The sequence below is a fragment of the Candidatus Pantoea communis genome (assembly GCF_011752685.1).
Lineage (GTDB): Bacteria > Pseudomonadota > Gammaproteobacteria > Enterobacterales > Enterobacteriaceae > Pantoea > Pantoea communis.
Genome location: NZ_VWXC01000014.1, coordinates 75,906 through 99,438 on the forward strand (window position 1 = coordinate 75,906; position 23,533 = coordinate 99,438).

The window sequence follows — 23,533 nt, forward strand, 5'->3', positions numbered from 1 at the left end:
TTTTAAGCCGGGAGAAGCCTGTGAAAGTCTGGATTGTTGTAAGTCTTGCCGCCGCTATCAGCTGCTCCGTGTGGGCTTCGCAGGGGGGATTTGACTCCCCGGCTGCGATGGCCGCCGCGCACGTCACGCAGCAGAATTAGTTTCAAAAACCTTCATCGTCAGGCGTTTTGCCCACCACGATTTCCAGCGCGCTGCGCAGTATGTCAAGCTCACCCACATCTGTCGTGCTCTCCAGCTCGGCGATCAGATAAAGTATAATCGCTTTGCTGGTCACCTTTTTACCATGTATGACGATGTCGCGGATAACTGCGTCCAGCACGGCAGTTTCTGCGGCCAGCTCGTCGCCGCCGCTACGGAAGTGCTGAATGATGCTTGCTTCTGTAGAGGTGTGTTGTTCATTAAGCTGCATAGTGTTATCCGTCTGGCCCTGCGGGCTAAAGTGACCAGGCTTATAGCCTGAAATAAATAACGGCCACCCCTTGGGTAGCCGCATCCTGCGGGCGTCCTGCCACTCTCCGAAAATACGGAGATTCGTCCTGGGTTAATCGGCTGCTATTATTTCTTTGTACTACTACCCGATCCATTAAGGGCACCCAATGCCAGCATTGCTGCATCACGGCCTTCCCTGGACTGTATAAATTCAGTCTGCACCTCGCCCAGCGCCAAGGCTATAGCTTCTCGCCTGTCTGGAGTCGTCTCACTGCTATCCATAGCCCGGAGCTGTCGAGCCACGCTGTCTGCGCTAATTCCGTCTTCGATGCTCAGCAGCGTTACCACGGCCTCACCCAGGACGACATCGGCAAGGCGTATTAAATCTTTATTTTTCATACCCGCATCTTCAGGTTAATGCCCTCCAGGCAGGGTAGCAGGACAACTATTCCGGGCGGTCCTGAATGCACGCTGCGGGCATCACCTGCTTACAGCGAAAAAACTCAGCGTTCAAACAGCATGCCGATTAGTGTTTGATAATGACGCTCTTCTTCCTGATTCGCCGCCACTTCAAGGCGGCGCAGCAGTTTGGTACAGATGGCCTTGCGGTTAAGGTTCTTGCCTGCGCGCAGAATTTCAACGACAATCTGCCCCAGCGTTTCCTGCTGGGTCGGCGCCGATGCCTTGCTAAAGTAATGCGCAATGTCGCTGGCGGAGTCCGGGAATTTCGTAACGTTCTGACGCATGGTGAACCTCTCAATGGTTGAAATGTAGTCGGCTCTGTCTGACAGTAAAGTTATACAACTAAATCAAACTTGTACAGCAATTGTGTTGTTGTACAACTTTTCTTTTTGTGCAAAAAATGCTTACAATTATTATTCAGTAAGTTAGATGAGTATCTGTGCGCAAATAGTGAGTGAGTGATTCAATGGAAAGGTTGTACAACAGGAAGGATGTTCAGATGAGATGTCATTAAAGATGCCTGCCCGATATGTCGCGGACAGGCGGAAACTATTCAGTGCGGTGAGGTGCGGCCCGCTCCGGTGACCCATCTCAGCTCGTCCCGGTTGCCCGGTAATGATTTAAACCCGCGAAGCCAGCGCTTCGCCCCTCTTATCTGCACGCAGCGCAAAGGATCTTCTTCAGCTGCGGCCATATCAGCCAGTTCCCGGATAAGTGAATTAACGGTGATATCCGTATTATTCATCGCCAGGTGAACCGCAGCCTCGCCAATAATCAGCTGGTTTCCGTTATGAAAATCTTCAAACATGTTCAGCTCACTCTCAGTCTTATAGCGGTATTTCAGTGTAGTGGTTTAATGCAATGAAGTCCTCTTCCGTATCATTATTTTCAGCGCATTGTCCGGCCAGCCTGAAATAAAAGCTTCCGTCAGAAGATAAAAACATCATGAATTCAGATGCCTGACAGGCTATCAGGGTTAACCGTCGGAAAATACTGAATAAAATTTAAGTGTTACCTGAAATCGATTTCATCTAAAGGAATCGGGGTAATATGAGATTTAATTTCATCCGAGGATTGAAAGCGTTACGGCTAACCATCTGTCAGGCTGTAAGGTTAATCCTTTAAAAGTTCGAGACGGGCGAGAAAAAAATTACTGAGAAAAACGCGGAGATTATTCTGCATCAGAATCAAAAAGTATTTAGGAAATGAAAATTCCCTAAATAAGCGCGCCGGGATGTAATATTAGCCTCGTCGCGCGTATGTTCAGGTCAATTAAATTTTAGATTTGGAACCCCGGCGGCTGATAAGTCCGCCCTTACGGCCGGCCTCGCGTGCGCGGTCGGGACAGTTTTTAAAGTTGCCGCCGCTGGCGGCGCCGCCTTTACTGCCTGCTTCGGAGGCACGTGCGGGATCGGCCGCAAAGTTTCCAGCACCACCGCGTCTTGTTGTTGTCATGATGTCTTCCTCAGTTAAAAGATGTCCTGCATTTCAGGCAGTTAAATTGTGGCACGTCGGCACAGGACTGCCTGAGTTCGGCACGCTTTTTTTCAGGAATACGACGGCGGACACGTGTTGCAGGACGGCTGTATCTGAAATGAGCGCCTGACAGCGCGTGCGGCTTGCCATTTCATGGTAATGCGCCAGGCTTTGTGCGCGGAACGGTGCGTGACAACCCTCCGATGGAGAGCTGTTTTGCGGCCGTGCCGTTCCGCAACTGTGTCAGTTCTGCGCAGCGTTAGGGGCTGTGTGCTAACAACAACCCGTCTCCACAGATGACTTTCAGGCTGGACGCCCCAGCAGAAGGCGGGCCAGCGGTCTCAAAATGCCAGCCAGCTGCGTACCGGGTGCAGGCAGACCGATTCACCTGTGCCGTCCCACACGTACACGTGGTGCTCCGGGTCGCGCAGGGCCCAGGCTACCATTCTCATCCACATCACTTCTGCCGCGTTGGTCTGCGCGCTGTCGGTAATGAGGATCGACCAGCGAGGCAGCAAATTGCAGAAAACTCGTCGTGCCAGGCCGTGCAGCGTATACTAATGCAGCGGCTGGCTTTTGCGCCATACCTTAACCTGTATGCTGGATTGTTATGGCGAGGTGTAGTCTTCAGTGTCATCCAGCCACCACATAGACGGTTTCCGGCTAGAGCTCCTGTGTGTACAGCCTGAACTGCCGTTCTGCTGCGTACTGCCATAGGGTATAGCCGAACAAAATTAATAGGGCAGCGTAAAGGCTTTGCATCGTCGGCAAGAAATACCCGGGTATCGGCCCGGTTAGTGTCTTCCGGATTCAGTACCTGACTGAAGATGTTATCGTGCAGGGTAATGGGCATGCTGTCGTCCGCCGCTATTATTTTTATCTATGAGCTTCCCTGATAACCGGAGCGTAAATTTAACTTTATGAATTTAATGAAGTAATGCCAGGTTTTGTTTAAAGAATTTAGTACTGCCGGATTACTGCTGTACACGCGCCATTACATCGGTTATTTTGCGCCCGAACTTATTCACTCCACACGGGTATTTCATGCGACAGGACGGACTACCACCTGTTAAAGATGCCGGGCTCACCGGTTACTTCAGCCAGGTTACCCATCCCTGCCAGATTGCGCTGCTGGGCCGCATTACCGTTGAGATCCTGCGACAGGAGCGCCGGCTGACGCGGACTGCTGTGTGCCTGAAAATGATAGCGCGGCTTGACGCGACCAGCGATGAAACCGAGGCGGCACACCTGATGGTTCTGCTCAGGATGCTTTTTAATCGCTGAGTCTGGGGAGGACTGCCGACAGGGTGCCGGTTAAAGTATGCTCGCCGAAAAAGGAGAGCGGCAACCGGAATGCCGTGCAGTCCCGGCGTATAACAACGGTTCTAAGGTGCCGGTTACAAATAAGCCAGACCTCATCGCGATCGTTGGAAAGAATGAAATAGGCTTCCGACGTTTCCGACGGATTAAAACACCCTAGCGCCCGATAGGCGGTAGTTAGGCTGAACCCGCTCAGCATCGGCAGCGGCCGCGGGCCGCCCGGCAACTCTTCCACCCTTAGATACAGACCCTCTTCCATCCAGAGCATGGCCACCTCCGTAGCGCTTTTTAATTCTTCAATATAGGTAAGTTCCCCGGTGTCTCCCGGTGACCCCAAAAAACCGCAGTCAGAATCGCTTCAGCCTGCCACATGCCTTTAACATATCGCCTATATAAAGCGGATTCTCCGAATTATGCTCATAGCACCTACGGCGACTTTGTTTTTTTAAGCACACGAGATTCACTCTGTTCGATTTAGGCGGCCATCATCGGCCGAAACCACAAAAAGCAGATGCCGGTTTTCCGTTTATCTTAAAATTGAATTTGTCTTTGCGGTAAGGGGAAAGGCAGTCCATATTTTAAGCCAGCTAAAATGGAGAATGTATGAACTGGATTGATTATGAAGTTGAAAAGCCCGCAGACGGCCAGGTAGTTGCAATATGTACGGATGAAGGGGTAGGAAGCGGGAAATATGAGGCATCATTTGAAAATTTCACCCAAATTCTTATGCCGGGGGACGCTACATTCAGGCAATATCGCGTATCGCATTGGTTTCCTTTACCAGAAAGCCATGGAGTGGGGAAGCAATAGCCACTTCTTAAGTGCAAAAAAATCCCGGGACAATTCCCGGGAAAAAATTCAGTTTCCATTTCATCCAAAGCCGGAACTTTTCCAAGCCCGATTGAGGGTAGGCCAAAATACTGGTTTGTTCAAAAAAATATTTGTCCTGACTAGAATCTTTCTCTAAAAGTCCGTAAGAGCACTCTGTTCAAAGATATTTTGTGTAATCCGCATACAGCCTGCATAAGAATCACCCTAATTTGCTAGGCCATAATTAATGCGGGCATTCCGATTATAAATAATGGCTGTGGAATGAAGCAGGTGTTGGGCTTAACTCTTTCAGGTAAAATTCACTTTTCAGTGCTTATCAGAAGTGCATAGACGCCGAGATTAGTGGGTTATGACTAGCGTTGGGATGTGCACGATAGTTTTTTAAACCCCTTTCAAAAAGGATTGTATGCTTACAACGAATGAGGTTTTACACACTTATTTGAGTGGGTAGGGCAAGTATTTAGTACAAGTGAGTGATTAAAAAATCGCCATAAAGAATTATAGGGGTGGATAGAATTAAAAAAATATTCTAAACATATAGTTAAAAGTATCGTGTCCAGTGAATACTCGGCAACGTGTTCATAATTATTACTATTCGCACCTGAGTGATTGATACACATGAACGTCATTCCAATGTCTTACAGCACCAGTACAGTTTACCGTCGTTTTGAAATGCTCGGCACCATTGAGCATGAACCGGGCCGTATGTGGATCCTGTTTGATGAGAAGCTCTATTTTTCTGCAGTCGTATGTTCTGTACCTACGATGCAGGGTAACGTCGCCCGGCACAAAATCATAGCAACCATGGATTGTACATGTGACCTGACAGGCAGACTCACACTCGAACGCTATTGGCAGTCTGAAAAACTGTCCAGCGAAGTCGACCTTTCTGAACCAATCATCAGGGCTCTTTCAGAAAAGAAAGGTCTGTGGATGAAGCCGGTGAGCGTAGCCTGAATTGAATAAGCCTCGATTTAACCAATCTGAACTAACAGCATTTAAATCCGTAGTGTTAGTTAGTATTTTACACTCTTTACTTCAGCATACTTATCCTCAGGTTCCAAACAATAAGCGAATATTCATCTAGTAGCATAATAATCAGGATATGCATATGCTCATAATCAAAAAAAATAGCGAAAAGGGAGTATTACGAATTGCTCTGTGAAGGAACGCAGTTAGTCTGCTTCATAACAAATAGTTACGTCCGACTTAATAGACCTGCTTAATACTCTCTGGAACGACCAATCGCCAGCAACAAGGTAACATCATAATTTTAAGGTCTTTACTGCATCGCATGGAGATTGACTCATACAAAAGATCAAAACCGGAATCCTCACTGGCATATCTTTTTTGCATTTCGTGGGGTATGAGTACAATTCTAAAGCAGATTGCTAGAAACCATCTATTATTGAACAGTTAGTAAAATTTTTTTCCAAATGAGGGATCAGTAATGAATAAAAAAGGCATAGGTTTCCTGTTAATTGCTTCAGCTTTTGCAGTTTCAGTCGCGGGATGTTCTTCAAATCAGGCTATCAAAACCACAGACGGTCGTACAATCGTCACAGACGGTAAACCGGAAATTGACAGTGATACGGGTTTAGTATCTTACAAAGATGCACAGTCAGGAAGAACTGAACAAATCAACCGCGACAAAATCACCAATATGAGCGAATTAAATAATTGATAAGGATTAGTTCATGAAAAAAATTATTTTTTCATCATTAGCCGCGATTATCGCGCTGTCAGCGTTAACGGGCTGTACCCGGACAAGCTATGCTATCCATACTAATGATGGCAGGACTATTGTCAGCGATGGTAAGCCTACAGAGACTGATGCAGGATTGCTAGGTTACACTGATGCCAACGGTGTTAAGCAACAGATCAATAAGCAGGAAGTCAAAGAAGTATCAGAAATTCCACATTAATCAAAAAAACACCGTCACTTATGGCGGTGTTTACATTCCTAGTTACAACGTAAAAATACTTCCTAGAATATTAAAAATTAAGCCTTTCCGACATTGGATTCAATTCAAAGCTGAATCAGGTATCAATGTTGCTAAAAAAACATTACAACAATGTATAGAGGAGATTTGAAGGAGTAGGTTTAACTGGAATTTGTTAAATTTACCTAATAAATGTAGATTTTGAGTGAAACTATCATCAAAATATTAAGTCCAAACAAGGATTTTTTGTGGCCGATTATTAAATTTAGTCAAGTAATCATACAAGGTCTTGCTTACTCAGTGATTAAATGAGAGGTAAGTGTTGTGTGATTGGAATGGATTGAAAAAATAATCGGAATTCTGTGAGGTATGTCAATTATTTGAAATTTAGTTAAATATGACCTGATTTCATTAAGACCACTCTGGTCATATGATCTATAGCATATGAACTATTAGTTAATTTTTTGGAAAAAAGATGAATATTCATTATCTTGATGAAGGCGGTGAAAATATTCAAAGGGTAGTATTACCCCCAATAGAGATAATGATTGGTGAACTGGTGCATGAATTGCTGCGTGAACGCCGTTGTGTCAATAGACGTGCCATGATTTCGCGACTATTGTTAAGGCTTGAAAATGTTATATGTCCAATGGAAGCAATATATTGTGCCGAAATTCGTAATCTGTTTGAGCAAAAATAGCTTGGTTTATTCTCGATAGTTCTTTGGTTGGTCTAATTTCTGGGGCGTGTTTACAATAATCGGTACTATTTTACTGGTAATTAACTAATAAAGATGTGTATGGCTATCTCTGAATACTTTATAAAATACAATGATCTATAGCTTTTAACTGGAGTTTCGTTTTCCCTGACAGGTGCTTTTAAACGCATTTGCGGCCAGATTAAAGTCATATTCATCCAATATTTCTCTCCCGCGCGGAGTAAGTTTATATCGCTCTTTTTCACGCATCCATTCATCGCCTAAGAGAAACTCAACAAGCCCCATCTCTGATAACTCTTTCCTGACAACGGGTTTGACGGAGGAGGGTACTGATCCTCTCTCTTTAATTATTGATAATAATCTATAGTGTTTCTGAGCAAGTTTCATATCAGCCATCCTTTGCAATAAATCCTTCACAATTTAACCATTGCTTTGGTTACATGCAAAGAAATTTTCCTTAGGAACGCTTTTGAAAGCGACAAAGGGGGGTGAGAATAGCAGCCATAGGCCAACTCGAATTTTAAGCTGTTACATATTAATACGATTTTTTTACGCGCATCCAGTCGTTAAACAATAGCTTAAATTAAAAAACGTATTTCTACGAGTGATGTAAGAATTGCTTTGATCGTTTTACTGCTGAGAAAAAACCCGCAATAGCGGGTTAAAAGCTGGATTTAAAAGTTTTTTTTATAACCGATTCTTAAAGCTACTCATCCCTTTAGAGGGTGCTTAATTCTCTGTATTAAGCAAAAAGATTATAGTGCTTTTTGTGATTAAAACGTCCAGGATGAATCTTATAATTTATCAAAGTGAGCAACAGTAACAGTGTTAATGGAGTAATGCGCAACCAAGTCATAGTAGGTATCTGGTTAACTAAATTTGTGCTTTCAGTTCTTTAAGCGTCTTTGAAGCCATATGTCCAGTTCGGGATCAGATAGCGGCTTAGAGAAGAAATACCCCTGAGCCTGGTCGCAACCAAAATCACGCAGAAGAATTGCTACTTCAGCGTCCTCTACACCCTCCGCAAGCACCGTATAATTCAGCTCTTTTAACATTCTGATAATACTGCGCGCGATGATAAGCGAGGAGGTATCTTCTAAAACACCTGATATAAGTGAGCGATCAAGTTTTATTATATCCAGCGGCATTCGTCTCAGATAACTGATGTTACTATAGCCTGTCCCAAAATCATCCAGAGATATGGTAAACCCTTTTTCATAAAGTCTATGCAAACCGGATAGTGCCTGTGCATTTTCTATAATCCGCTCAGTTTCCAGGCATTCAATTCCCAAGAGATTATTAGATAAACGTGCTTCCAGCATTTTTGATTCTAATAAATCTGCAAAATTGTTTTTCGCGAAATCGTGCAGGCTGACGTTGATTGTGATGGGCAATTGAATATTCTGTCGATTGAATCGCTTTAGGCAGGCTATCGTCTTGTCAATCACCCATTCCGTCATCTCATGAAGTAGATCCGTTTGTTCAGCCATGGGTACAAATGCCGCGGGTGACAGTTCCCCTCTGACAGGATGTGTCCAACGTATCAGCGCCTCCAGGCCGACGGGCTGGCCCGATTTGAGACAGGTTTTAGGCTGATATACAAGGTATAAGCCATTATCAAAACGTATTGCATCAGAAAGCTCATTCATAAGAGTAAAATCATTTGAATGTTTTATTTCTTCAGACTCTTTATACATCACTGAGGGTAAATTTTTATCGATCGCTTCTTCAAGCGCAGCCGAGGCACGGCGAACGACATCACAGGCTTTGGATGAAATCGCCGTAAAATCCGTTTGGCCCGCATGGGAAGTAAGAGTTATTGATATCCCATTACCTAACTCAGCACAGATGCCTTCCATACGCCCTGCAATCCACGAGGCGTCCAGGCGGCTTTCGTCGCGAACCAGAATGGCAAAACGTCCAGTGGAAAGCGCATAGAACATCTCACCGTTTTGAGGACGTAATCGGCGAGGCAATTTTATAGCTATATCCCTGAGAAGTTCTTCAACCGGCACCATTCCAACTGTTTTAGCCAAGTCATAAGCATGAGCCATTTTCAGGCAATCAATAATAATAAGACGACGCTTGACCTTATCTCCTTCTGCAGCGAGCGACTGCATATCGCTGATTAGTCGGGAGCGGTTGGGCAAGAGAGTGACAGGGTCATTAAAACCGGTGGCATACCAGGCTTCGAGAAATGACATAACCAACTCAGCAAGCTGTTGTAGTGTCGCGAGTTGCATATCGCTGAAGGGATGTGGTTCCCGGTCAGTTACGCAAAAAGTACCTAATACGTGGCCTTCACGATCTTTGAGTGGAACGCCCGCATAAAAACGTATGTAGGGTTCACCAGTAACAAAGCGGTGGGTTAAGAAACGAGCATCCAGCCATGTATCTGGAACGATAAGAGCATTGTCGTCATTAACCACATGTTGGCATAAAGACTCATCTCTTTTTGAGTGTTTCAGTGAGAAATTATGTGAGGCCCGGATGTATTGGAATTCCTCATCTAAAACTGAAATGAAACTTCCCGGGATACCCAGCGCCTGATTGGCTAAATGAACAAATTTTCTCAAAACACTGTCCCTTCCTTCATCAGGGGCGAGAAGGGCGTCAAGCGCTCGCTTACGACGTTCGTTAGTAGCATTTAAATTTTTTTCCATAAATCCCCCGTGCCGGGTCTAATAACCGGAACGTAAAAGTGAAAGAAAAATAACCGACCGGAAGAAGAAGCTAAAAACTGACTTAAGATTACGCTTTTTGTTGTCTCTTTCGCCATCATAAGACAGCCCCTCGAGTTCGTCCTGTTTTTTTAGTTTAATTAAAAGGGTCAATCTGTTTGAGAAAAATATTTCTTGCTGGAATATTTCCTTTTTTTTAAATGCCTGCCAGACTCTAACTGATAACGCACTTGTGCGCAATCTAATAGCGCACTACTAAAATAATTTATGTGGTTACTATTTTTGTCTAAATTAATCACAACACCAGGTAATTAAATGAACTTTCTTACAAACTTTACTATTCGCCGGGTAGTGCAGTGCATTCTCGTTGCCGCTTTTATTATTGTTGCTCTTGCAGGCTTATATGGTTCAGAAATCTTAAGAGATCTACATAAACAAACGCAGCGTGAGGGAAAGTTGGTTGCTCAACTCATCTTTCTGACCCGAGCAGGTAATACGATGAAATCAGGTGACGATTCCCTAAAGAGAACCTTAGCAGAAGAAGTTCCTGCTACACCGGACTGGGATGAATTTCGAACAGCCTTAACAGGTTCAGATATAAATTTTAATTCAGCATCAAAAGAGCGTTTAGAATTCCTCGAGGAGAGACTGGCTGACAAAGAGAATGCATTCAACGATGACCGTCAAAAACTGGAGTTAGCATTCACCGTTGCTTCATTATTTATCTTTATGTTACTGGTTTTCTGCGACCGCTTTCTGGTCGTGCACCTCGTTGAGCCTCTGGCAACCTTAAGGGAACATTTCAGAGGAATTGCTTCCGGTGAACTGACTAATTCACTACAAGATTTGGGTAGAAATTGTGTAGGGCAGCTGGTACCACTGGTGAAAACCATGCAAGACAGTCTTTTATTAACTGTACTTTCCATCAGGAATAATACGGACCTGCTGAAGCGTGAGGCTGCAGACATCGAAGCGGGCAATACCGACCTTTCTGTAAGGACTACTCAACAGGCAACTTCCTTAGAGCAGACCGCACATAGTATTACCCAGCTGAGCGCGAACGTTCAGCAAAATGCATTAAGTGCTGATGAAGCAAGCAGACTTGCTGAGAAAACGGCATATATCACAGGAGAAGGCGAAAAGCTGGTGAACTCAGTTGGCCTCATGATGAATGGTATTACCGAGGAAGCCGAAAAAATACGGCAGTTTACTGCCACAGTGAACAGTATCGCATTTCAGACAAATATACTGGCGTTAAACGCTGCCGTTGAAGCAGCCCGGGCAGGTGAGCAGGGCAGAGGGTTCGCTGTTGTTGCTACAGAAGTACGTACACTTGCACAACGCAGCGCAAGTGCAGCCAAAGAAATTGAAGGATTAATCAATACAACTCTCGCTCGTGTGAATGAGGGCAAAGAGGTCGCAGACCGTGCCGGGCACACCATGGGAGCGGTGACCCAATGCGTTTCTTCAGTAGATGAACTCATCAGGAAAATCTCTTATGCTTCAAATGAACAGAGCAAAGGGATCATTCAGGTGACGCAAGCAGTTACCGATATCGAACGGGTCACACAGCAAAATTCCACCTTGGTAAGGCATGTTGCAAGTTCAGCCGTAAGGCTCAATACCAGAACCGAAGACATGGCTAAGACCATCATTCATTTCGCATTACCGGCTACCACACAGGTGTGAGATACATTAACCGACGGCCTGGCATAACTGATTCAAATGATAATAAACTCTCGCTTAATTACAGATAATTAAGTCATGGGTTTGGGGGTTATGAGAGGGGGATGTTCCCTGAGCCATGTTCGTATCAGTTCTGTATTTGAGCCAACCTCCCTGATAGCTCTGGTTAGTCTTTCCTGAGTGGTTTGGAGTGTAAGAGTCCAGTAGGTAATTTGCCAGTGCTCATTTATTATTACCTGCGTCAAATCATGGGGAATGCGACGTTGAATTGGGTCTTTCATGACTAACCTCATATGATATTTTTCTGATTTAATTGGGGCTCATTGGGGTGTCAGATTCTGAATGATTTGATAAAACTAAAAAGCAGAATATTCCCTATTAAATGTCTAAAACTATTTATGGGATGTTTCTTATATAGAGACGGCTATTAAGCGAGGCGGGATGAAAGTATAAGCGAAGCGATATTTTTTAATTCGATAACTAAAAAATATTAGCCTTAAACAGTTGAAAGTGAGGTTATTTATAAATCTGCTTGACCACTACACATACCATAGACTAACGCCAGAGATAAGTTATGAAGAAAAACAACTTTGTACCGGTAATGTCCGCCCAGAATGACATTCGCAGCTTGCGCATTGAAGCGGGTATGACTCAGGCTAATGCAGCCGAAAGATTTAATCTGAGTCTGAGAGTGTGGCAGATGAAAGAGTCGCTTTCGAAACCTGCTCAACTCAGTCAGGGAGAATACGAATTTTTACTACTGCTGGCTGGAAAACACCCAGAATATCAGCTTTCCACCAAATAATTGTTGCCGGCAGTATGCATTCTGCCGGCACAGTAATGTGGGGGCATCTTATCAGGAAATAAATTCTTCGAGAACCCAGACACTTACGCTACCCGCTTTACATTTAAACACGCCTTCACCTGATTCATTAGTCTTGATAACTTCATCGGAATTAAAAAGGAAGTCTCGCCAGATACGATTAGCTAAGGGTTCACCAAGATTAAGCGTTTTCTCACCATCATCACCATTTGACATTATCACAACGCATCCTGGTTGTTCCGCCGTGCCACTCCGGCTGAATGCAATGCAGTTAGGATGATCAAACCAGGATGTCTGGACGCCATGCGCGAATTGCTGACGTGCCAGCACTAGCTTATCGAGTTTATCTATGACTGGCATGTCTACACGATGGGTTTCACCATCATTACCTGTGTCTTCATAGTCTGCTCCAAAGAGGTCGGGGTAAAATACTGAAGGAACGCCATTTTCTCTCAATAAGATAAGCGCATACGCCAGCGGTTTAAACCAGGCTTCAACCGGGGCTTCTAAAGACTGCAGGGGCTGAGTATCATGATTAGCAACCAGCGTGACCGCATGAAAAGGATCGGCTTCAACTAATGTGCCTTCAAAGATTCGGCTCATATCATAATCACTGCCTTGTTTAGATGCCTCATGAAATTTCATATGGAGAGGTGCGTCGAAGAGCATTGTCTTCCCTTCAACCTGGTTTATATATTGTTGTAATTTGTCTAACTCAAAAGACCAGTATTCAGCCACAATAAATAGTGGCGAATCTGATACAGCTTGTACATGTTCAATCCATTCTTTATAGAACCAGGCGGGAATGTGTTTTACCGCATCAAGTCTGAAGCCGTTACATCCGGTTTGCTCCATGACCCAGCGCGCCCAGTATTTTATTTCTTCAGTTACTGCGTGATTTCTGAAGTCGATGTTAGAGCCCATAAGGTAATCAAAATTACCCATTTCTTCATCAACCTGCTGATTCCAGCCTTCACCCGTGTAATCATTAACTATCTTAAATACCCCATCCTCTGATGGGTTTTCTATGTGGTCTACACCATTAAAACACTTAAAATCCCACATAAACTGAGAGTATTTTCCCGCTCTGGCCGGAAAGGTATAGCGTGTCCAGGCTTCGCAGTTAACAACTTCTTCGTCAATTTTTGTACGGTCGTTTTCATCCACTCTATTGACCTGAACTGCCTCCTTTTCATCAGCCCCCATTTTATGATTGACAACAACATCTAATAAAACAGCAATATCATTATCTTTTAATGAGCTGATAGCCCTGAGTAAATCTTCCTTATTACCATATTTTGTTGAAATATTACCTTTCTGGTCAAATTCTCCTAAATCGAACAGATCATAAGTGTCGTATCCTACGGAAGCTGCACCCCCGGCGCCTTTATAGGCAGGGGGTAACCAGACTATGTTTATTCCAGATTCCTTCAAGTCTGACGCTCGCTCAGTGAGTTCAGGCCAGAGTTTGCCACCTTCAGGGTAATACCAGTGGAATGCCTGTAGCAGAGTTGGATTCTTCATTTTTTTCTCCATGTTTAGACATTTTAATTATGGAGTGAAAAATGATTTTTGCAGCGCGGAAGGTTTTTTATATTTTACTTTTTTTCATTGACAACTCGTAAGAAATAAAAATTGATTGGTCGTGAGAAAAACAGCAGGGCTCTTTAGAATTGTATAAGCAAAATGCCGTAAACGAGTCTTTTATCTTTACTTAAACTCCTTTAATGTGTTGCTGGATGTCGAAATAAAAATTTATCTTATTGTGACAATTTCTAAATCATTTGGTGATATGCGACATAACGAAAAGATGTTGAAGCGTGGTCGAAATCTAAGTGAGGAAAAAGAAGTAGCAATCGATTTATGCGTTATGAATGACTTCTTGCCAAATAGTTCTAATGAAATTGGGGAAGGGGAATTTTTATGTGGTGAATTTGACATCTAAAGCTGCGCTTGTCTAGATTGATTAACTCTGTTAACCCAGAGGGGGGCAAAGTTACGTATATCCAGATGTTAATTAGGAATGTAATTAAAATAACCATATTGAGTGCAAGGTTGGTCTGCCATTAATTAATCTCGACATTGAGGTTAATTATGAACGTCCATACAAATAACGGTCAGTACAGTAAAGAAACTTATACACGCAAGGGATTGCCTGAAGCCACTCCTATTATGTGGCATGCTTATGAAGAAGATGACCATCCCGCAAAGAATAGTCCCAGTGAACACGGTGAAATTCGACGCACGCGCGACGATAGTAAAGACCATAAGCATGACCCGTACGGGGAAAAATGAACCAGTAATTTGAGAAAGTGAGCGGCTTTGATTAACTCTAAAAAAAACCTCTATAAATGAAAATCCATAAACACTTACAGAGGTGATGCAATGCACCATTCGTTACAAGCGGCGATAGCCGCGGCCCAAAGTTATACAATATGACATCAATTGTACATTTCTTTTTCATTGCTATTGAACTCTTCCGTACATAGCAGCATGATTTAATAAAAATTCTTAGATGAATTGAGTGTGAATGATTCAAATTATTTATATTTAAATCAATCTCGTGAAGTTAAAGTGCCAAGTCGTTAACGCTGAACTAGTTGATTACTATCAAGTAAATCGTCAAGTTTAAAAATTGCGCATCTAATAGTTACTCCAAAAGCTAGACTTTTTAAATTCACGGCTTCGCTTTATTTTTGGATTTTTTCTGCTATTCAATATTCAAAATAATTAGCAGTGAGTGGTGGGGTTAGTGAGAGAAAACGGATTTGATCTGCAGTTTTACGTCGTTGAGATTAGAAAAATAGCCGCGGCACATCAGTCGGGTTTGAGTCTTTTGGAAGCCAAAAGGCAGGTTGATTCTACCATACAGCATATGCGAATTAACCTGAGGGATGACAAATCTTACCAGGCCCGCCAGTGGAGTACCTTGCTGGATGCTCTTAAAACTTATAATCGGAACACCGTTGACCCCCGATGGGCAAAAGTGATAAACCATGCTAATTTCAGAATAAAGAGCCGACTAAATACAGTCATTTATTATCGAAAAAGACTGCGCGAGCAGCGGTCAAGCCAAAAGGATATTTAAATTCATTTAAGAATCCGGTTAATCGAAGTTAAAAAGCAGATTCATTAAAATTTGTTACGTCTATCTTAATTAAGAATTGAAAGGTTTTTTCGATTATTTCAAAATTCATTCGTCCTGATGCTATGGAGTATATTTTTATAAAAGTGTAAAAAACGTATTTTTGATAAAATTCAAATGCCCTTCGATATTGCCACCATCACTTATCAGCAACTCGAAGGTGTTCGTGCAGACACTGAATTTCCAAGTTAGGAACCTACCCGGCCTTGGTGTTTGAAACCTCCTCAGTATGTATTGAAGTGCTTTGATACGTTCTGAAAGTACGATCAAAATAAAATCATTTCCTTTTTTTAAGTTGGTTGTCTCAGAAAGCCACTCACTGAAAATAAGAGATGTTTTGTCGCCATGAATTTCAAAGGCAAGTAGTGCTGAAGAGTCTCAGGGTGTTGATTAGCCATGCGCGAAGAAATAAAACCCGGATGGATATCCGGGCGGCAGAAGTTTTGCCTTAAATTGATGGCGTCCCGCTGGGAACGGGAACAGTTTAGTATGTAACTGAAATATTGCTAATCCGAAAATAAAAAACACAGATTGCTATTAACTGCAGTCTGTGAGAAGTGTGTCAGATAATCTTTCCTAATTATCTCTGGCCAGCAATGATGCGTCGAGTCACCACTGCAGGGAAGCCAGTTTTTCCGGCATAACTAAAACATTCATGCGGTTAAGCATTCTAGTCAAAGGGTTTGTTTTAACTCTGTGGTTGTCCGACCGGGCCCTTACCCAATGGCCCACCTGGCACCGACTCATTACTCGGTGCATGTGGGCGGCCATCGTTACCCACCGCAGGGCTTTCATGCTGGCATCCCGCCAGTGTAATCAAACTCGCTATGATGAACATCCCGCCTAATAAATTTTTCATAATTTCCTTCCCATAGTAAGGCAACGATATGTTGCTAATTAAGCATAGAATTTCTACAAAATCTGTCAAAGCTCAGGAGTAGAATTAAATGTTGATTTCAATTATTTTAACAGGTAATAAAGGCCGTTAAGTACGGGCATAATTTTGGTTGCCAGAAATTTATTGTTCAATATGACATCATTCCTAATGGCAGTGCTACATCGCCTTAGCGGTAATATTTTCCAATCGCATAGCAGCTAATCTGACATAAGCAATATAAAAAGGGTTTTGTGTTTCTGGTGAATACTTTTAAGATATCAAATCACCAGTAATTCTCTGCTTCACCTCACGCTGATGCTTGTGATAGTCCTCGCCACACTCTGCAGAACAGAAAGCGGTGTTAGCCACTATTGCCTCATCAGTGCACCAGATACAGTTACCATTTCGGCTTACCAGGCGCGGCTTACGGGCAGACAAAGAGGCCGCTAAATGCGCTTCTTCACGTTCCTGAGCCAGATCCACGTCATCCATTAGTTAAAGTCCTTATTGTCATTATGTTGTATTACTGAGCACTCTTCGGCCTGAGTTCTCAGATGCCATTCACTGCGCAGACATTCAGCTTAGTTCATTTTTTATGAATAAGCAGTTTAACGCTTTATATAGCCTGAATTTGCTGATTTTTCATACAAATTCCCGGCATTAAATATTCCTTCCCGGTCATGGGTTACCCATCGCCGAAATAGGCTATTGAGATTCTTTACATTCCGTATCTCCTTTATCAAATGCCCTTCACGTATTAATTCCTATAGCATTCAATCAGCTTAAAAAGTCTCAAGCGGTACGGCTTGAACAGCATCACCAACTCGTTAATACTGTGTGTAAATACAGCATTAACAGGAGGTTTTGACATGCCCCGCGACTACGAGATCATGATTGCTTTCAGGCAGGCGGTTAAACGCGATGCTGCTGGCCGTTACACCATCAGCACACTCGATTTTGTGAAAGAACTCGATTGTCTGAACTGGCGCTACTCGCTACACGGCGCCAACAAATGGATCGAAATGCACACAACGACCTTCAGGGATATTTCCGTTCGGGAGGGGGAGGAGAGGACTTTCCAGGTGTTCAATCCCAACGGATAAATCGGTCACAGGCTGAAATCCGCCAACATATCGGTGGTGTTTTTGTTTACATAAAAAAAGCATGAACCAGCCTTGAGTCCGGTTCATGCAGAGTGCTGACTAGTCAATATTTGTTTTTATTTGCCCGCTGTGATGCGTCGAGTCACCAGGGCGTGGGTCCCTACCGGGTTTGCAACAGAAAGACAAACATCATAACCAGCACGGTGGCGACAGCCGGTATAATCAGGTATCGCAAGTTCAATCTCCTGTGTGTCTTAACACGAGAATTTGAATCGATGAAAACCTGCCCGCATCCACCACGAACCCCAGAGCTGATAAAGCCAGCCTAATGCATACTCCTGAAGTTTTGCTGCATGCAGAGCGCAGGGGCAGGTATTTCAAAACCAGTTCAGATACTTTGATAAGCTTATCGTGAGCACGGTGATGACCACAATATTCAGTATGACAACGGGTCCTGGTGAAAATCCGTAAGTCACCTCAGCCAAACAAACGGTATACAGTCAAAACACGAAGCCAGGCCGGTAACACGTCGGTTATCACTGAAATCACCAAGGCTGCATACTGATGATTCACCTACTGAGCACGTCCATTTTTTTCCCAGCTTTCCCGCACAGGCATTTTGCTCACTAAGCGTAATGCGCATTTCAGAGGCTAAAAGCGTAGCCATAGAACGAAGTCAGGAGTTTTACATGGAGTGGAAATAGACGGTAAGCCGCCATGCCGAAACGCCACTCCTGTGGGCTGCCCGTTATCAACCGCGCGGTTTAGGGGGGTAAGCTAAAAAAAGCCCGCACAAGGCGGGCCAAAAAGCAGTGGCTAAGGAATGTCTCTCTCGTATGAAACGCATCCTGTGTGCTGTGCTGCCAGTCAACGACTGACTCACATACCATAGACCAGTAATTTGCGAGTGGTAGGATGTGTTAACGAAAGAGATAAAATTCCAGTAATTTCCAATAAAGCATACAGATTAACAATTAAAAAACTTAATTTCAGAGAGTTAACCGAAGCGGCGAAAGCTTATTGCCAATTATCTCTTGTTAATGACGGCCTGAAATATGCTCAAAAAACTATCACTTCAGCGCTCATGCTTTCCGCCCCAGCAGACAGAAAAACTCCATACACCTGAAATTAAATCCCCTTTACCCACAACACCTTTGGAAAAAGTCTTCATGCCCGACTTGATCGATTATGCTGTTTACGATTACTGTTTATACATACAGTATTTATTGGGGTAATTATCATGGAGTTTTTCAGACCATCGGAAATCCGCGCCAATCTGGAGTTGCCGCTTTTTATTGCCAGAGTCCCGTGTGGCTTTCCTTCGCCTGCTCAGGACTATGTCGAACAGCGGCTGGATCTTAATAATCTGTTGGTCAGCCATCCCAGTTCGACCTATTTCATCCGGGTCAGTGGTGATTCGATGATCGAGGGTGGTATTAACGATGGCGACATGCTGGTGGTGGACAGCTCCGTCAACGCGGAGCATGGCGACATCATCGTGGCTGCAATTTCTGGAGAGTTCACCGTGAAGCAACTGATGACCCGGCCCGTCCTCCACCTAAAGCCAATGAATGCAGCACATGCCATCATTCCGATTCCCGATGCCGACCAGTTTGAAATCTTCGGCGTTGTCCGGCACTCCATTAAGACAATGGGCCGTTAATGTTTGCCCTGGTGGATGTGAACTCGTTTTACGCCAGCTGTGAAACGGTGTTCAGACCGGACCTGCGTGGCAAGCCGGTAGTTGTCCTCTCTAACAACGATGGTTGTGTTATCGCGCGTTCGGCAGAAGCGAAAGCACTGCAGCTGCCTATGGGGGCACCGTACTTCAAGCTCAAAGACGAGTTCAGGCGTCATAAAGTTCAGGTATTCAGTTCCAATTACGCCTTATACGCAGACATGAGTAACAGAGTGATGACCACTCTGGAAGATATGGCACCCTCAGTTGAAATCTACTCTATTGACGAAGCTTTTATGGACCTGACCGGGATACGTAATTGCCGTGTGCTGGAAGATTACGGGCGGGAAATTCGCGCGCGCGTAAAGCGCGATACGCATCTGACCGTTGGAGTGGGGATAGCACCCACTAAGACGCTCGCCAAGCTGGCCAATCACGCCGCCAAAAAATGGACGAAAACCAGGGGCGTGCTGGATTTATCGAACATTGATCGCCAGCGCAGGCTGATGGAACTGGTGAAGGTCGAGGATGTGTGGGGAGTGGGCAGGCGTATTAGCAAAAAGCTGAATGCGATGGGCATCATCACCGCGAAGGACCTTTCAGAGCATAGCACGTACATCATCCGTAAGCATTTCAATGTGGTGCTGGAAAGGACGGTGAGGGAGCTGCGTGGCGAACCCTGCCTCGAGCTGGAGGAATTTGCGCCCACGAAACAGCAGATTGTCTGTTCGCGTTCATTCGGTTCCCGCATAACGGAATACCAGGATATGCGTCAGGCGGTGTGTGCTTATGCCGAGCGCGCGGCCGAAAAGCTAAGAAGTGAACGACAATACTGCCGGCAGATAGCCGTTTTCGTCCGAACCAGTCCGCACGCGGTAGGGGAGACGTTTTACGGTAATCAGGCAATGGGCTCGCTGATAACACCCTCCAACGACACGCGGGACATTATCCGCGTGGCCATGGAGTCACTGGATCGCATCTGGCTCGATGGATGCCGCTTTATGAAAGCCGGCGTGATGCTGGGAGATTTCTACAGCCAGGGCGTTTCTCAGCTCAATCTCTTTGACGAATTTAAGCCACAGGCTAACAGTGAAACGCTGATGCGTGTCGTTGACGGCCTTAACCAAAGCGGGAAGGGGAAATTATGGTTTGCAGGACAGGGTATGCAGAAACCATGGGCTATGAAGCGGGAAATGCTGTCGCCGGCTTACACCACCCGCTTTTCGGACCTCCCCGTTGCGAGGTGACATTTTTACTAAATCCTCTTCAACTGCTGCTACCCACAAGCACAACATGTTATGTGGTCGAGTTTCAGGGGCGGACCTGTATCATTGATGAACGACTGCGGCCGGAAGATGGTGATACTGTTTTGCTGGATATGTTAGGGATGTATGAGTGGGGAAACCTATACACACATCCAACCGGGTAATAACGGATGAAGGAGTGATTCTGGAAGAAGATTTACTGGAAGATATGGCTATCCTTGGCGTAGTTACTCATGAGGTCACGGCCATAAAGGTACAAGATAGATCGCCAATCTGATGCAGTAAATAAAAAGCCCGGGAGAATCCAGTCACCCGGGCGGCATCAATGTATGCCAAACATTTCCAATAAGAGTTGTGTCGTCTAAACAGGGGAGTAAAAGGCGACCTTTTGAAAATAGACTGTAACTGATTAAACGCTAGCGAAGCGGCAAAAAGAATGAGAACAGTTGATGTTTTGAGGTTTGATGATGGCAGGAAGAAGGTGATTCAGTCAGGGGGGCAGTGTAAGAAGGTCAAAAGAAAGACACACAAAACGATAGATAGGATAATTCGGGTGGAGAATCTTTCGCCTTTTACTTAAGTAATCCGATATTAACGTTAACAGCATGAAATAGACTCTTTAATGAAGTACACAGACTTTGACGCAAAAAAAAGCACAGGATGCCCTTGAGTTCAGCCTGTGCAGAGAGTGTCTAATAATCATTTTTTTTATTGTTCTGCCATGATAAGACGTTTTACCACATCATGGAAATCCATTGTGCCTGTAGCAGAAAAATTATTGCAAGCAAAAGCACAGTCGTTAGTGCAGGAATCGTCAGGTTTCTCATACGGACCTGTTTTCTCATTCAGGAGGAATTTTATTTACCAACAACTGTAGACCATACAGGAAGAAAGACCGCACTACAGGTGAGTTTAATCGTGGGCAATCTTTGGGATAATGATTGTACTTTCTGATATGACGCATCTTACATTGTATCGCATGTAGTGATGCAACCATTGCCAGTTGAGTACAAAAAAAACCGTCAGGGGCAAGTGAACGTATAGTCAATATGGTTATTGTGCACCACTGTAATTGCCTGAAAATAAAAAAACACATAATACTTGCATTGGCTAACAGTCATTCAAAAAGTACAATTGAAGCCGGAAGAATCGCATTGAACCGGACAGAAATGCATTCAAAGGCTAAATTCTCATCAAATGGAAAGGTGCGCTTAATTTATTTACAGCACCTCTGATTTAATACCCTCTTTTCAAAATGCTCCATTAGTGCTCGTTTTAGAAATATTGAAAGATTCAAAAACAGAAGTGTATGAGAATCTCCATTTAAAAGAAAAGCCCGGAGCTGGTGGCGAGCCGGGCCTGCACAAAGAGTGCGAATCATGATCAAACGGAGTTTTATCGATATCACAGGAAAGTGGTAGCGATAAAACAGAGTTTAGACTGTGATAATGGGATTGCATGCGAAGCGGTAAGATTAAGTCATGACTAAGTAAATTTTTTAAGGTAATGCCTGTTTTGCCACGGATAAAACTAAGCGGTGTTAGTGGCCTAACACCATAAAATAATTAGCTTAACCGAGTGAAGTTTACCTCTACACCAGGAGCAAAGTTAAACAATCAAAATCCTTTATTCAGCTTGCTATAGTCAGATTCGCAATCATTAAAAACCAGGTTTGCCATCATATAATCTAAAGCGGGAGAGATGGACGTTTATTGAAAGTAGTATTGAACTTATTCGGTATGTGCTGAAGGTGTCAGGCTTTCAACCACGGGATTTTATGGATGCACACTCTAGCCGTTTGAGCTAGCGCTAGCTATTAAGGGGTCAGGCCCCTGCCCTTAATGAGCGGGGCCATCGTTTACTTATCAGGGTTCGTCTATACGTGAAACTTTTAAATGCGCATTTTTACCTTTGCCAAACACCTTGCCACTGACGCGGATTTTATCTTCAGAATTGAAGGTTTTGCCTTTAAAGGTAGCCTCTGGAGCGTCAATGTTTACTGTGCCCGTGCTATCACGAAACTCATAAATGTTGCCCTTCACTTTTTTAACAATGTAACCTTCAAGAGTGACATAACCGCCCTGGCGGAAATCTTTTATCAGTGTGATTGGTGTTTCCGCGGTGTCTTCGGATCCTTTATAACCTGCATCTTCTTTGCTCTGAGGAGGTGGTGTTTTACCCGCTTCAAATCCGCCGGTTTCAGCACAAGCGCCAAAACTGAGAGGTAACATTACTGCGATCCAGGCAACTTTATTCATTTTAATCTCCATTAATGAGGCATCGACTCTAAGCCTGGCACAACTTAGGAAAAATAACTGATGCGCACATAGTTTTGATGTTTCATAAAGAGTAATAATGCAGCGATTGTGGGAGCTAACGATCTATTCAGGGAGATAAACGAGGGGCGAAATCAGGGGCAAATATCTTTTTCAGAGCACTAAATGGGGCATTGTCATTGGCGGTCAGTGTAAAACTGCGTACTTATGCAATATTCTAACCGAATGAAATATCAAGGCTGTCCATTACTGCCAAGAACTTGTAGTAACTGTCTTATGTCTTCAGATTATATTGTTCTTTTTGGTTACTTCTTGATTTTCTGACATTATTTTCACGCTTGAGAATGAACGCAAGGGTCGTTGGCGGCTGAATAAAGCTTCAGCGGCAATAAACTCTTATGACATGAGTGCGTATGGTACGGATTGCGCAGGCGAATGCCAGTCTGATGTGATCTCTTTTCACGGATTCCTGCGATAAAACCGCACACTTTGCCAGAACAATCTGCCCATTTATTGATCTGGGTAAAGATTGTGCACATCGCTGCCTGACAGGATGGATGAAGTGTTTTTTAGTTTCTAAAGGTGAGGAGAGGCAGATGCAAACGTACGACATGGTTTTTGAAGAAGCGTGCCGGCTAGTCGGGCAATGTTATCTCGAGCTGGCACAGCGGGGATCAGCAACAGAAAAAGAGGTGGTAGCGACAGAATTGCGTAATCTGCAACTGCGCTATCGGGAGTTAACCGGCTCGCCCAATCGCGCGGTTGAGATGGCAATTATTCAGCTTCAACCCTGTTAAATCATTAAGCCCGGCCAGCGCGC

At 44.1% G+C, this 23,533-nt stretch carries 25 protein-coding genes; 12 read left to right on the forward strand and 13 right to left on the reverse strand.

All coding sequences use genetic code 11. The features are described 5' to 3' along the window. Window positions 1-142: 142 nt before the first annotated feature. The 5 genes from F3J37_RS18515 to F3J37_RS18535 all read right to left on the reverse strand — a co-directional run bounded on the left by F3J37_RS18515 (window position 143) and on the right by F3J37_RS18535 (window position 2,346). On the reverse strand, window positions 143-409 hold the full coding sequence (locus tag F3J37_RS18515) for a biofilm development regulator YmgB/AriR family protein (protein ID WP_160867410.1): 267 nt from the start codon (window positions 407-409) through the stop codon (window positions 143-145). Between the two features lie 146 nt (window positions 410-555). Next, complete coding sequence (locus F3J37_RS18520; protein ID WP_166935030.1) at window positions 556-828, reverse strand: hypothetical protein; 273 nt, start codon at window positions 826-828, stop codon at window positions 556-558. Window positions 829-932: 104 nt separating this feature from the next. After that, window positions 933-1,175: a regulatory protein YcgZ gene (gene ycgZ / locus F3J37_RS18525; RefSeq protein WP_039328007.1), complete on the reverse strand. Its 243-nt coding sequence runs from the start codon at window positions 1,173-1,175 to the stop codon at window positions 933-935. Window positions 1,176-1,444: 269 nt separating this feature from the next. Next, window positions 1,445-1,699, reverse strand: coding sequence for a hypothetical protein (locus F3J37_RS18530; RefSeq protein ID WP_160833580.1), 255 nt, complete (start codon window positions 1,697-1,699; stop codon window positions 1,445-1,447). A 464-nt stretch (window positions 1,700-2,163) separates the two neighbouring features. Then, complete coding sequence (locus tag F3J37_RS18535) at window positions 2,164-2,346, reverse strand: con-10 family general stress protein (protein ID WP_160867408.1); 183 nt, start codon at window positions 2,344-2,346, stop codon at window positions 2,164-2,166. Between the two features lie 1,065 nt (window positions 2,347-3,411). Between F3J37_RS18535 and F3J37_RS18540 the strand changes: the two genes are divergently transcribed. Further along, window positions 3,412-3,651: a biofilm development regulator YmgB/AriR family protein gene (locus F3J37_RS18540; protein WP_160867407.1), complete on the forward strand. Its 240-nt coding sequence runs from the start codon at window positions 3,412-3,414 to the stop codon at window positions 3,649-3,651. Here the strand turns inward: F3J37_RS18540 and F3J37_RS18545 are convergent. Further along, a complete protein-coding gene (locus F3J37_RS18545; RefSeq protein ID WP_166935032.1) occupies window positions 3,641-3,955 on the reverse strand; it encodes a hypothetical protein in 315 nt (104 codons plus the stop codon). The genes F3J37_RS18540 and F3J37_RS18545 overlap by 11 nt on opposite strands. 335 nt (window positions 3,956-4,290) lie before the next feature. On the opposite strand from F3J37_RS18545, the gene F3J37_RS18550 reads away from it, so the two are divergent. From F3J37_RS18550 to F3J37_RS18570, 5 genes are all read left to right on the forward strand, one after another. Further along, window positions 4,291-4,497: a hypothetical protein gene (locus F3J37_RS18550; protein ID WP_160867405.1), complete on the forward strand. Its 207-nt coding sequence runs from the start codon at window positions 4,291-4,293 to the stop codon at window positions 4,495-4,497. Between the two features lie 639 nt (window positions 4,498-5,136). Beyond that, the gene (locus F3J37_RS18555) at window positions 5,137-5,475 is read left to right on the forward strand and encodes a hypothetical protein (RefSeq protein WP_166935034.1); all 339 of its coding nucleotides are present in this window, start codon (window positions 5,137-5,139) and stop codon (window positions 5,473-5,475) included. 493 nt (window positions 5,476-5,968) lie between these two features. After that, entirely contained in the window at window positions 5,969-6,202 is a 234-nt protein-coding gene (locus F3J37_RS18560) for a YgdI/YgdR family lipoprotein (RefSeq protein WP_166935036.1), read from the forward strand. Between the two features lie 13 nt (window positions 6,203-6,215). After that, entirely contained in the window at window positions 6,216-6,443 is a 228-nt protein-coding gene (locus tag F3J37_RS18565; protein ID WP_166935038.1) for a YgdI/YgdR family lipoprotein, read from the forward strand. Between the two features lie 493 nt (window positions 6,444-6,936). Next, a complete protein-coding gene (locus tag F3J37_RS18570; protein WP_166935040.1) occupies window positions 6,937-7,161 on the forward strand; it encodes a hypothetical protein in 225 nt (74 codons plus the stop codon). 144 nt (window positions 7,162-7,305) lie between these two features. Here the strand turns inward: F3J37_RS18570 and F3J37_RS18575 are convergent, their stop codons facing one another. After that, window positions 7,306-7,566: a hypothetical protein gene (locus tag F3J37_RS18575; protein ID WP_166935041.1), complete on the reverse strand. Its 261-nt coding sequence runs from the start codon at window positions 7,564-7,566 to the stop codon at window positions 7,306-7,308. Between the two features lie 500 nt (window positions 7,567-8,066). After that, a complete protein-coding gene (locus F3J37_RS18580; RefSeq protein WP_166935043.1) occupies window positions 8,067-9,842 on the reverse strand; it encodes a GGDEF domain-containing phosphodiesterase in 1,776 nt (591 codons plus the stop codon). 333 nt (window positions 9,843-10,175) lie between these two features. On the opposite strand from F3J37_RS18580, the gene F3J37_RS18585 reads away from it, so the two are divergent. Continuing rightward, window positions 10,176-11,549 carry a methyl-accepting chemotaxis protein gene (locus F3J37_RS18585; protein WP_166935045.1) on the forward strand — a complete coding sequence of 458 codons (1,374 nt, stop codon included), beginning with the start codon at window positions 10,176-10,178 and terminating at the stop codon, window positions 11,547-11,549. Between the two features lie 68 nt (window positions 11,550-11,617). Here F3J37_RS18585 and F3J37_RS18590 read toward each other — a convergent pair whose 3' ends face one another. Beyond that, a complete protein-coding gene (locus tag F3J37_RS18590) occupies window positions 11,618-11,839 on the reverse strand; it encodes a DUF3606 domain-containing protein (protein WP_369410687.1) in 222 nt (73 codons plus the stop codon). Window positions 11,840-12,120: 281 nt separating this feature from the next. Between F3J37_RS18590 and F3J37_RS18595 the strand changes: the two genes are divergently transcribed. Next, the gene (locus tag F3J37_RS18595) at window positions 12,121-12,351 is read left to right on the forward strand and encodes a helix-turn-helix domain-containing protein (RefSeq protein WP_097117052.1); all 231 of its coding nucleotides are present in this window, start codon (window positions 12,121-12,123) and stop codon (window positions 12,349-12,351) included. A gap of 51 nt (window positions 12,352-12,402) precedes the next feature. Here F3J37_RS18595 and amyA read toward each other — a convergent pair whose 3' ends face one another. The 3 genes from amyA to F3J37_RS18610 all read right to left on the reverse strand — a co-directional run bounded on the left by amyA (window position 12,403) and on the right by F3J37_RS18610 (window position 16,883). After that, entirely contained in the window at window positions 12,403-13,893 is a 1,491-nt protein-coding gene (gene amyA, locus F3J37_RS18600; protein ID WP_166935048.1) for an alpha-amylase, read from the reverse strand. A gap of 2,309 nt (window positions 13,894-16,202) precedes the next feature. Further along, on the reverse strand, window positions 16,203-16,373 hold the full coding sequence (locus tag F3J37_RS18605) for a hypothetical protein (protein ID WP_166935051.1): 171 nt from the start codon (window positions 16,371-16,373) through the stop codon (window positions 16,203-16,205). A gap of 288 nt (window positions 16,374-16,661) precedes the next feature. Then, window positions 16,662-16,883, reverse strand: a complete 222-nt coding sequence (locus F3J37_RS18610) for a DUF2116 family Zn-ribbon domain-containing protein (protein ID WP_166935053.1) — start codon at window positions 16,881-16,883, stop codon at window positions 16,662-16,664. Window positions 16,884-17,260: 377 nt separating this feature from the next. On the opposite strand from F3J37_RS18610, the gene F3J37_RS18615 reads away from it, so the two are divergent. The 3 genes from F3J37_RS18615 to umuC all read left to right on the forward strand — a co-directional run bounded on the left by F3J37_RS18615 (window position 17,261) and on the right by umuC (window position 20,419). Beyond that, entirely contained in the window at window positions 17,261-17,494 is a 234-nt protein-coding gene (locus F3J37_RS18615; protein WP_166935055.1) for a DNA polymerase V, read from the forward strand. Between the two features lie 1,240 nt (window positions 17,495-18,734). Continuing rightward, complete coding sequence (umuD, locus tag F3J37_RS18620; protein ID WP_160867396.1) at window positions 18,735-19,157, forward strand: translesion error-prone DNA polymerase V autoproteolytic subunit; 423 nt, start codon at window positions 18,735-18,737, stop codon at window positions 19,155-19,157. Further along, window positions 19,157-20,419, forward strand: a complete 1,263-nt coding sequence (gene umuC / locus F3J37_RS18625) for a translesion error-prone DNA polymerase V subunit UmuC (protein WP_166935057.1) — start codon at window positions 19,157-19,159, stop codon at window positions 20,417-20,419. The genes umuD and umuC overlap by 1 nt, the downstream gene beginning before the upstream one ends. Window positions 20,420-22,302: 1,883 nt before the next feature. On the opposite strand, the gene F3J37_RS18630 is transcribed toward umuC, so the two are convergent. Further along, a complete protein-coding gene (locus tag F3J37_RS18630) occupies window positions 22,303-22,695 on the reverse strand; it encodes a YgiW/YdeI family stress tolerance OB fold protein (RefSeq protein WP_160867395.1) in 393 nt (130 codons plus the stop codon). A gap of 614 nt (window positions 22,696-23,309) precedes the next feature. Here F3J37_RS18630 and F3J37_RS18635 point away from each other — a divergent pair. Further along, complete coding sequence (locus F3J37_RS18635; protein ID WP_034821329.1) at window positions 23,310-23,510, forward strand: DUF2767 family protein; 201 nt, start codon at window positions 23,310-23,312, stop codon at window positions 23,508-23,510. Window positions 23,511-23,533: the final 23 nt, after the last annotated feature.

Coding starts and splice junctions, on each gene's coding strand:
- F3J37_RS18560 (WP_166935036.1), top strand. CDS start 5,969: ATGAATAAAAAAGGCATAGGTTTCCTGTTAATTGCTTCAGCTTTTGCA.
- umuD (WP_160867396.1), top strand. CDS start 18,735: ATGGAGTTTTTCAGACCATCGGAAATCCGCGCCAATCTGGAGTTGCCG.
- F3J37_RS18570 (WP_166935040.1), top strand. CDS start 6,937: ATGAATATTCATTATCTTGATGAAGGCGGTGAAAATATTCAAAGGGTA.
- F3J37_RS18520 (WP_166935030.1), bottom strand. CDS start 828: ATGAAAAATAAAGATTTAATACGCCTTGCCGATGTCGTCCTGGGTGAG.
- F3J37_RS18530 (WP_160833580.1), bottom strand. CDS start 1,699: ATGTTTGAAGATTTTCATAACGGAAACCAGCTGATTATTGGCGAGGCT.
- F3J37_RS18555 (WP_166935034.1), top strand. CDS start 5,137: ATGAACGTCATTCCAATGTCTTACAGCACCAGTACAGTTTACCGTCGT.
- F3J37_RS18575 (WP_166935041.1), bottom strand. CDS start 7,566: ATGAAACTTGCTCAGAAACACTATAGATTATTATCAATAATTAAAGAG.
- umuC (WP_166935057.1), top strand. CDS start 19,157: ATGTTTGCCCTGGTGGATGTGAACTCGTTTTACGCCAGCTGTGAAACG.
- F3J37_RS18585 (WP_166935045.1), top strand. CDS start 10,176: ATGAACTTTCTTACAAACTTTACTATTCGCCGGGTAGTGCAGTGCATT.
- ycgZ (WP_039328007.1), bottom strand. CDS start 1,175: ATGCGTCAGAACGTTACGAAATTCCCGGACTCCGCCAGCGACATTGCG.
- amyA (WP_166935048.1), bottom strand. CDS start 13,893: ATGAAGAATCCAACTCTGCTACAGGCATTCCACTGGTATTACCCTGAA.
- F3J37_RS18565 (WP_166935038.1), top strand. CDS start 6,216: ATGAAAAAAATTATTTTTTCATCATTAGCCGCGATTATCGCGCTGTCA.
- F3J37_RS18630 (WP_160867395.1), bottom strand. CDS start 22,695: ATGAATAAAGTTGCCTGGATCGCAGTAATGTTACCTCTCAGTTTTGGC.
- F3J37_RS18535 (WP_160867408.1), bottom strand. CDS start 2,346: ATGACAACAACAAGACGCGGTGGTGCTGGAAACTTTGCGGCCGATCCC.
- F3J37_RS18545 (WP_166935032.1), bottom strand. CDS start 3,955: ATGCTCTGGATGGAAGAGGGTCTGTATCTAAGGGTGGAAGAGTTGCCG.
- F3J37_RS18635 (WP_034821329.1), top strand. CDS start 23,310: ATGCAAACGTACGACATGGTTTTTGAAGAAGCGTGCCGGCTAGTCGGG.
- F3J37_RS18595 (WP_097117052.1), top strand. CDS start 12,121: ATGAAGAAAAACAACTTTGTACCGGTAATGTCCGCCCAGAATGACATT.
- F3J37_RS18615 (WP_166935055.1), top strand. CDS start 17,261: ATGCCCCGCGACTACGAGATCATGATTGCTTTCAGGCAGGCGGTTAAA.
- F3J37_RS18550 (WP_160867405.1), top strand. CDS start 4,291: ATGAACTGGATTGATTATGAAGTTGAAAAGCCCGCAGACGGCCAGGTA.
- F3J37_RS18590 (WP_369410687.1), bottom strand. CDS start 11,839: ATGAGGTTAGTCATGAAAGACCCAATTCAACGTCGCATTCCCCATGAT.
- F3J37_RS18610 (WP_166935053.1), bottom strand. CDS start 16,883: ATGGATGACGTGGATCTGGCTCAGGAACGTGAAGAAGCGCATTTAGCG.
- F3J37_RS18515 (WP_160867410.1), bottom strand. CDS start 409: ATGCAGCTTAATGAACAACACACCTCTACAGAAGCAAGCATCATTCAG.
- F3J37_RS18580 (WP_166935043.1), bottom strand. CDS start 9,842: ATGGAAAAAAATTTAAATGCTACTAACGAACGTCGTAAGCGAGCGCTT.
- F3J37_RS18605 (WP_166935051.1), bottom strand. CDS start 16,373: ATGAAAAATTTATTAGGCGGGATGTTCATCATAGCGAGTTTGATTACA.
- F3J37_RS18540 (WP_160867407.1), top strand. CDS start 3,412: ATGCGACAGGACGGACTACCACCTGTTAAAGATGCCGGGCTCACCGGT.